General features: G+C 60.3%; 1 protein-coding gene. It reads left to right on the plus strand.

Annotated elements, in window-relative coordinates; translation table 11 throughout:
• The first annotated feature begins 393 nt into the window (after positions 1-393).
• Positions 394-1,728 (plus strand): TAXI family TRAP transporter solute-binding subunit, encoded by a 1,335-nt coding sequence (locus HB681_RS37545; protein WP_213959974.1) that lies wholly within the window; start codon positions 394-396, stop codon positions 1,726-1,728.
• Positions 1,729-1,953 lie beyond the last annotated feature (225 nt).

The raw sequence follows: 1,953 nt of genomic DNA on the forward strand, positions 1-1,953 counted from the left end.
GTTGCGGGCATTGGCGATCGGCGGGTGATCGTCTGCAATGCAGCGATGAACTGACTGCCGTTTCCCGGGACTGTGTCCACCGCTTGGGATGCTGCCGCTCTACCGCTGACTACGCCGGCAACGGGGGCGGGGTTTTACCGTCAGTGGCATCCAGCACAGGCCGGGATGCGTTTCTTCGCGCAGGTACAGGCCCTCAGTCCTTCTCGGCGGAAGTCCGCCTGCGGCTGTATAGCCTGCGGAGTCAAAGATTTTCATTGACATGCCTCGACGCGGGCGCAGATCATGCCCGGCAAATCTGCGCGGGTAGTAACTGTAGTTCATCCACACGCTCGTTCCCGGCCGAGTGGGGGCAGGTGTCACGGTCGAGCGCTCGCAATCTGGAGTTTGAAACCGATGTGGGAGTTCACTCGCAAGCGACCGATCACAACAGCAATCGGGATAGTTGTCGTCCTGGGGATCGTATCGCTCGCCTTGCTCTATTTCATCCCGACGCCGCCGTCGCGGGTGGTCATCGCGACCGCGTTCAAGGGTGCGAGCTTCGAATACTTCGGCCTGCGATACAAGGACATTTTCGCCCGCTCGAAGGTGCGGCTGGATTTGCGTGAGACCGAAGGGGCCGTAGAGAATCTGCGGCTCCTGCAAGATCCCAATGCCGGCGTTCAAATTGGCTTCGTCGCGGGCGGAGTGTCCGACGGCACACATTCGCCCGGCCTGTTGTCGATGGGCACCGTCGACTATCTGCCGATCTGGGTTTTCTACGTCGCGCCGGAGCCTATCGAAAGGTTGACGCAGTTGCAGGGCAAGCGAATCGCCGTGGGACCAGCGGGCAGCGGCACGCGAGTTCTGGCGGAGCGCATCCTTGGCAAGGCGGGCGTGACGTCCGAACGTGCGACGCTGGTCCCCCTGGCAGGGCGCGACGCGATGGACGCGCTGGTCAACGGAACGGTGGACATAGCATGGGTCCAGGGCGCCGCCGAGACTGCGGCAGTGCAGGGATTGCTACGCGACCCTCGTGTAAGGCTCATGAGCTTTCCAACGGCGGAGGCATATACCCGTCTATTCCCGAGTCTGGCTCGGCTCGTATTGCCGCAAGGAGTGATCGACATCGAAAGAAACATTCCGCCGACTGACATCCAGTTGGTGGCCACGACGGTCAGCGTGCTGGTGCGCAGCGATCTGAATCCAGCAATCGTCACTCTCTTGTTACAGGCGATGAGCGAAGTCCACGGCGAACCCGGCCTCTTGCACGGGGCACGCGAATTTCCGCGTTCTTTTGATTCGGACTATCCATTAGCCGGGAGTGCAGCCGACTTTTACAAGAACGGACCATCACTGATGCAGCGATACCTGCCCTTGTGGCTGATCGTGCATGCGGAGCGAGCCGTCGCGCTGCTCGTGGCGGGCGTTGCCCTCGGGCTTCCGTTGCTTCACTTCTTGCCGATGCTTTATAAGTGGAACGTTCGGCGGCGACTACTCTACTGGTACGAGCAACTCAAGCTGTTGGAGGCCGCCATCGACGCAGATCCGGGCGGTGCGCATATGGCTGAGAGGCTGCTGGAAATCGAGCGAATCGAGAGCACAGTCAGCCGCATCCGCATTCCCTTAGCCTTCACGGATCAGCTTTACGACTTGCGTGGCCATATCGAGATTGTTCGTCGCCGCTTCGCATCACGCCCGATCGCAACTGACCATCCGCCGTCAGTAGAAAAAGCACGAAGTGGCTTCTGAACCGGTCACTGCGCAGGGCAACGTGAAAAACCAGAGCCGTGAAAGCATCCGAGCATGACGCGCGATCGAAGCATCGTCGATGGCAGCAGGGGTCAAACGGATCGAGCTCCCGGGCGGTAGACCCAAGGCCCGGCGAATCGTCAGTCAGTTCATCGCTTCATTGCGGACGATCACCCGCATCATTGCGAACGCCCGGAACTGGCCGTTATGGAAAGCTTTTCATAA

This window comes from Variovorax sp. dw_954 (assembly GCF_018449755.1).
In the GTDB taxonomy this organism is placed as follows: domain Bacteria; phylum Pseudomonadota; class Gammaproteobacteria; order Burkholderiales; family Burkholderiaceae_C; genus Variovorax.